The sequence below is a fragment of the Mycobacterium sp. genome, assembly GCF_036273375.1.
Lineage (GTDB): Bacteria > Actinomycetota > Actinomycetes > Mycobacteriales > Mycobacteriaceae > Mycobacterium.
Genome location: NZ_DASUHS010000243.1, coordinates 40,279 through 46,689 on the forward strand (window position 1 = coordinate 40,279; position 6,411 = coordinate 46,689).

Consider the following 6,411-nt stretch of genomic DNA (forward strand, 5'->3'; position numbering starts at 1 on the left):
AGCTAGATTACGGACGATAGAATTGTTCAAAGCCCGCCTTGCCTAGCGATTTCCAGAATTTCGTCTAATGATCTTAGCATTATGTGGCTGAAAATTGTCGCATCGCCCACGACTAAAGTGGCGCAGTCACCTTCCAGGCACAGTTCAATATTTCCTTTCTCTAACTTGGAAACTTCAATGCCGGCAGCGTATCCCAATTTATAGAGGTCGGTGCCTAACGGGCCAGACGCCAAGCCGGAGCGAGCGAGCGTTGCCCAATCCCAAATTAGATACTTTTCTACCAGGTCAAAACTCGAAAACGTGGCAACGTCATTGCGCCTTTGACCACGGTCATCGACCATGTCGATTGCCCAGCAATTTTTGTTATCGCGGAGATGGACCGAATAGTCATTGGCTCTGAATACAATTTCGCAGTCATCACAGCTTAACAAGGTTGACACGCCATCCAACCCGGCTTTGGGTGCCCACTCTGTCCAAATGTCTGACAAATGCGAAAAATTTACCATTTCACCGTATCCGCAGTACTACGCCAAAACGTTCGAGCTGTTCCACAGTACCATTTGTGCCATCTGGTTTGATGATTCGGTATTGCTGACCTCCACCCGGTTGATGGAACCACGGCGCTGCCTCCGATCCTTCTATATGCCAACCAGGCGGCAGCGCAGACGGATCTTGCACAACGTATTGGTAGAAGGGTTTGGCAGCACTTCCCGGAGGCAGTGAAAGTTCAGCAAAGGGTGTTCCCTCGGGAGCCATGTACGAGCCCCCCGGATTGCCGAATCTGCTGAGAATGGAGCCTGGGGTGAGATGAGCGTCGGGCACGACAGTCCCGGGCACCGCGTACGGCTTGGTCGGCAACATGTCCTCGGGATATCGCAGGCTACCGTCGGGGTGGGTGAATTCCGGGCCCGGCTCAACAGGGTGATATCCGTCGAACAGAGGGTGGTCCGAGGCAAGCGGAGGCGGCGGCGGGTGATCTGGCGGTAGCGGTGGTGGGCTATCAGGCAATGCAGGTGCGTGAGGTCCTGCCGGCGCGTGTTCGACGGGTACGTCTGCCAGTGGCGCGTGCTCGACCGGGGGTGGCTCAAGAGGGTGGGTGCCCGGTACCGGCCCTCCGGGCAGCGGTGTATGAGAAGTGAGGTTCCGCTCGGCGATTTGAAAGTGTTCCTCGGCTCCGGCCAGTGCGCGGGGAAACACGTTGTCAGCGGTCAGGCCCTCCAACATTTGGCGGCTGAAGAGCATCTTCACGCCTTGCACAAGCGCTTCGCCGCCCGCCTTGAGCTCCGGTGCCCCGACCGCCAGGGTGATGGCTGTAAACAGCGGTTCAGAGGTGGCTTCCACCCGCCCGGGGTCCGGCGTGCGCATGCCGGTCAACTTGCCGCCATTGAAGGTGTAGTACGTACCGGTGGCTTGGTCGAAGAACTCACCCGTGCCGTTCTTGAGCTGGCCGTAAGCCTGTACGGACTGCCCGTTGACGTTGTAGGTGAACATGAAATGCCCGTCGGGGGTGATGTTCACCGACGCGGGGTCAATGCTGTTGTAGTCGGGAATCTTGCCCAGGTCGTCGAGAGCATGAGCAAGATCGGCTTTGAGCTTGGGCAGCCTGGCGCTGGCAGCGTCGCCTTCCGGTGAGCCCGGCCCGTGGGTATAGAGGTCTGCCGCGGCTTTGTTGAGCGCCTCCTGCGCGGCGCGCACCTTGGCCATTTGGTCCACAACAGCCTGATTGGTGACTTGACGAATATCGGCCAACGCGGCCTGTTGGGCGGGCGGCGGCGGGCCAACACTGTCAGCGTCGGCGCCATGGAGGGGGGCGCCGTCATACCCTTCGGCGTGAAGGCTGTTCAGCGACTTCTGCAGGCCATCGGAGTAGCCGTTGCGAATTGATTGCAGATCGGCGAGTGCTGCCCTTGTGTCGCGCAGGGCGTCGTCTTCGCACGTGTTGATGAAGGCATGTACCGCTTCTTTATCCGCCGCGCTGAGGCTTTTGTCGTTGTTCAAAAGGTTGGCGGCCTGGACAACCGAGTCCGAGATGCTCTTTAACTGCGCATCCAAGGTGGCGATCCGCGCTGCGCCTGCCTTTTGTGCGTCGGCCAACGTCGCGGCGATGTTCTCGAGGTCCGCGCCGACCTTGGGTAGCTGCAACGACTGCGCTCCCAGGGATTTCACCACCCGCTGCACTTCTTCGGAGTCGTTGATCGGATGGCCGCCATCCTGGTGGTTCCAGGCGGCTTCGAAGCGGGTGCGGGCTTGCTGGAAAGCGTTGTCGGACTCCGCAGTGCAGCGGCCCGCGCGATGAAAGGCACCGGCTAGATTCGAAATCTGCAACGGGCTGCCAGCCTGCAGGCTTGCATTAATCGCCCAGGGGTCTCCGCCAGCTTCGGCGACGAGCGCCTTCTCATCTATATAGGGAAGTCCCATGACACCGTCGATGGCTAGCTAACTCTGGGCATCTCATCGCGGGTAGCATCTCCACCCCTTCTGAGCTGCCATAAGGGTACTTATCCCGATAAAGGGGTCAATTCACTACGCGTCGCCCGGGGGCCGCGACGGATGCGCCGTAAGCGTTTGGTCCTGGCGTCTTTTCTGTCGTGCCGGGTCGAGCCCTATTTAGGGGTCGCCCGCCCCAGCGCGTATAGCGCCATCCGCCGATTGACCATGTCGTGTTCGCCGAGGAATACGCAACTCAGGGACTCGCAGAGTCGCCGCACCGTCGTGTTGCGATGGTCTGGATCGAACATGATCCGTTGACACGCGGGGTCTTTGACCAGAATGCTGGCGATGACCTTGCGGAGTATCAGGGGACCCAGGCCGCGGTTCACCAGCTCCTCGTCTGCGATTGCCCCATGCAGTCCCAGATCGTGTGGCTGACTGTCGTAGCACCGGGCGATCGAGTCCTTGGCGGCCCGGTAGATCTCCATGTAGGCGCGGTCCACACCTTGGATGCTGAGAATGAGCGGCCGCGAGTAAGCGCCGTCGACCTGGGCGCGTAAGTGGTTGCGCCAACGGGCCACCGGCCAGTCGTACTCCCAGGTGGCGGCCAAATGTGGCCGGTTCATCCACTCCGCCACGATCTCCGCATCTGCCCCGTCGGGGTCGGCGACGCGAATCGTGTTCGGCAGCGCCAATTCCGGAACCGGCGGAGGCGGAACCTTGCGGACGGCCTCGGCGATATCCGTGAGCTCGCGAGGGAGTATGGCTGCGGGCAACCCGGTCGTCACGAGGGAAGAATGCTGAGCGGCTGATCGTCGACGGTGTAGGGCACAACGGGATTGGAGGACGTCATGATCCAGACCCTACCGGGTCTAGTTAGGTAAGGCTACCCTGACTAGCATGGGCTGGGTCACCGCCGCGGCCGACGCGCATTGGCCGCTCGCTGGTGCCCGCGGTCTGCGGCCTGCCCGCATCCACGGTGGCTATCCCTAAGTTCATCTAATCACCGCGGCCACAACAACTTTGAATCTCGCCGCGTCGGCCTCCTGAGTCGGTTTGGTGCGAAATGCCCAGGTCCGGTCTGGAATGATGGTCCCGTGACAGGCCCCTGCGCCGAATGTGGTTTCACGTATGACCTGCGGCAAGCCATGACCGCCGGCAACGCCATCCGCGCCGCGGCCGCAGAGGTTGTCGCGCTTCTGTCTCGTGACGGTGACGACGTGCGGCTGCGTGTGCGGCCCGACGTATGGTCTCCGCTGGAGTACGGGTGCCATCTGCGTGATGTGCTGCTCGTGCAACGCGAACGGGTGCTCGCGGCTCGGCGGGTCAATGGCGCCGAATGCTCGTCCATGGGTCGCGAGGAGCGGGCCGAGCACGACGGCTACACCGAACAGGACCCCGTCGAGGTCGCCCGTCAACTCGCCGACGCCGCAACGCTATTCAGCAATGTGCTAGCTCGGCTCGCCGCCTTCGACTGGGACCGCACGGTGGTCTATCACTACCCTGAGACCAGTGAGCGGTCGCTGCGCTGGGTTGCGGTACACACCGCGCACGAAATGCAGCACCATCTTGTCGACATTCGCCGCCAACTATGACTACGGGCCGGCGTGCTGCGGGGAAGCTGAATCCCCGGCGCTAGAGTGCCGTCGACCAAGGCATCGACACGATCGTCATCACATACCGCAACCAGAACGGCGACCCGGTCAACTAGGGCTTGAACCTTCCGGGACAGCGCGGCCCCGCGTTCATCCCCACAAACACGAAAAGGGTCACGACCTCTTTCGAGACCGTGACCTTTTCGTAGAACCGCTCAGTGTGGGCGAAGGGGGACTTGAACCCCCACGTCCCGAAGGACACTGGCACCTGAAGCCAGCGCGTCTGCCATTCCGCCACTCGCCCGGAAAAACAACCGATGGACCATATCACTCTAATGGCCCGATTCCCGAACCGGCGAAGTGGGACCCGGAGCCGTACCGCACCGTGCAGCCGGCGGCCCACACGGCACTGAACTGGGACGATGCAGTTCTTACGATTTCGAAAGTGCCGCAGCGACACGATGTCCCGATACGATGCGGGAGTGATCCAGCACCGGGGTGATTCGTTTGCCGTCCAGCGGCAATACCTGATGGTAAGTGCACGCGAACGGTAGGAGATGAGTAGCCAACGGGGGCTGGTCGCGCGGATCGAGCGCAAACTCGAGGCGACGGTAGACAACGCCTTCGCCCGGGTATTCGGTGGATCGATCGTTCCACAAGAGGTCGAAGCCCTGTTATGCCGGGAGGCGCGTGACGGAGTCCAGAAACTTCACGGAAATCGCCTTTTGGCCCCCAACGAATACATCATTACCCTCGGTATGCACGACTTCGAGAAGGTGAGCGCCGATTCGAATCTCACGTCGAGCGCTTTCGCGAGGTACTTGGCTGACTACATCCACGAACAGGGGTGGCAAACGTATGGTGAGGTGGTCGTTCGGTTCGAGCAGTCGTCGAACCTGCGCACCGGCCAGTACCGCGCCCGCGGTGCTGTCAACCCTGATGTCCAGCCCCGCCCGACGGCCGACAACTCCGTCCGGCCACAATCAAATAATGCGTTCGGCGAAGAACGAGGAGTAGCACCAATGACTGACAATTCTGGCTACCGCGGGGCTCAGGGGCCGGGCCGGCCCGGCGACGAGTACTACGACGACCGCTACGGGCGTCCGCAGGACGAAGCGCTCGGTGGCCCAGAGCCGCAGGGAGCACCCGACCAGCGCGGTGGATATCCTCCCGAGCAGCAAGGCTACCCACCTCAGCAGGGTTACCCGCCGCCCCGCCAACCCGAGCAGGGCGGCTACCCGGAACAGGGCGGCTACCCCGAGCAGGGACCCGGCGGCGGCCACCCTCAACAGGGCTACCCGGAACAGCGCGGCTACCCCGACCAACAGGGCCAGGGCGGCTACGCCCCCCAGCAGCAGGGCTACCAAGACCAGCGCGGCTACCCCGAGCAGGGGCAGGGCGGCTATCCGCAGTCGTACGAGCAGCGTCCCCCCGCGCCTGGTGGCTACGGCGGCCAGGGCTACGACCAGGGGTACCGCCAGGGTGGCGGCTATGCCCCGCCCGGCGGTCAGCAGGGCGGTGGTCAGCAGGGCTATGGCGGATACGGCGATTACGGTCGCGGTCCGGCCCGCCAGGACGAGGGCAGCTACGCCCCGCCCGAACAACGACCCGGGTACCCGGATCAGGGCGGTGGGTACGACCAGGGCTACCAGCAAGGCGGGGGATACGGCCGCCAGGACTATGGCTCCGCCGAGTACACCCAGTACTCCGAGCACGCTCAGGGCGGAACGTACGGCGGTCAAGCCGGCGGCTACCCGGAGGCCGCCAGCCCCGAGTACGACTACGGCCAGCAGGCGGAGTACGGCCAGCAGGCGGAATACGGGCAGCAGGCGGACTACGGTCAGTCCGCCGACTACGGGCAACAGGGTGGTTACGGCGGCTACGGCCAGGGCGGTTACGGCGCCGGCGGAACCACCATCACCCTTCAGCTCGACGACGGCAGCGGCCGCACCTACCAACTGCGCGAGGGCTCCAACATCGTGGGCCGCGGACAGGATGCTCAGTTCCGGTTGCCTGACACGGGCGTGTCACGGCGTCACCTCGAGATCCGCTGGGACGGACAGGTCGCGCTGCTTTCGGATCTCAACTCGACCAACGGGACCACGGTGAATAACGCACCGATCCAGGAGTGGCAGCTGGCCGACGGCGACGTGATCCGCTTGGGCCACTCAGAGATCATCGTCCGGATCCACTAAGCCACTGGGCTTAACGCTGCCGTGCTTTGCCCCGTGTCATCCGCCGTCCAAGTATCGTGACGTAGCCGATGTGCTCGGAGTCACGGGCGCCAGGGATGCGACGCTAGGACGGAAAGGACGCCAGATGCAGGGACTGGTACTGCAGCTGACGCGCGCCGGCTTTCTGATGCTGCTGTGGGTATTCATCTGGT

General features: G+C 62.8%; 5 protein-coding genes, 1 tRNA gene and 1 pseudogene. 3 read left to right on the plus strand and 4 right to left on the minus strand.

Features of this window, described 5'->3' with window-relative positions; translation table 11 throughout:
• Nucleotides 1-26: 26 nt before the first annotated feature.
• The 3 genes from VFW69_RS21545 to VFW69_RS21555 all read right to left on the minus strand — a co-directional run bounded on the left by VFW69_RS21545 (nucleotide 27) and on the right by VFW69_RS21555 (nucleotide 3,194).
• On the minus strand, nucleotides 27-440 hold the full coding sequence (locus VFW69_RS21545) for a hypothetical protein (RefSeq protein WP_526504384.1): 414 nt from the start codon (nucleotides 438-440) through the stop codon (nucleotides 27-29).
• 67 nt (nucleotides 441-507) lie between these two features.
• A complete protein-coding gene (locus VFW69_RS21550) occupies nucleotides 508-2,418 on the minus strand; it encodes a putative alpha/beta hydrolase (protein ID WP_526504386.1) in 1,911 nt (636 codons plus the stop codon).
• Nucleotides 2,419-2,603: 185 nt separating this feature from the next.
• Entirely contained in the window at nucleotides 2,604-3,194 is a 591-nt protein-coding gene (locus tag VFW69_RS21555; protein WP_526504392.1) for an acetyltransferase, read from the minus strand.
• A gap of 384 nt (nucleotides 3,195-3,578) precedes the next feature.
• Here VFW69_RS21555 and VFW69_RS21560 point away from each other — a divergent pair, with 384 nt between their 5' ends.
• The gene (locus VFW69_RS21560; RefSeq protein WP_526504394.1) at nucleotides 3,579-4,025 is read left to right on the plus strand and encodes a DinB family protein; all 447 of its coding nucleotides are present in this window, start codon (nucleotides 3,579-3,581) and stop codon (nucleotides 4,023-4,025) included.
• 221 nt (nucleotides 4,026-4,246) lie between these two features.
• Here the strand turns inward: VFW69_RS21560 and VFW69_RS21565 are convergent.
• Nucleotides 4,247-4,329 (minus strand) — tRNA-Leu (locus VFW69_RS21565).
• A 253-nt stretch (nucleotides 4,330-4,582) separates the two neighbouring features.
• Between VFW69_RS21565 and VFW69_RS21570 the strand changes: the two genes are divergently transcribed.
• Both VFW69_RS21570 and VFW69_RS21575 read left to right on the plus strand, forming a co-directional pair.
• Nucleotides 4,583-6,220 (plus strand): FHA domain-containing protein, encoded by a 1,638-nt coding sequence (locus tag VFW69_RS21570; protein WP_526504388.1) that lies wholly within the window; start codon nucleotides 4,583-4,585, stop codon nucleotides 6,218-6,220.
• 124 nt (nucleotides 6,221-6,344) lie between these two features.
• Nucleotides 6,345-6,411, plus strand: a pseudogene (locus VFW69_RS21575) (FHA domain-containing protein FhaB/FipA); the annotation flags it as partial.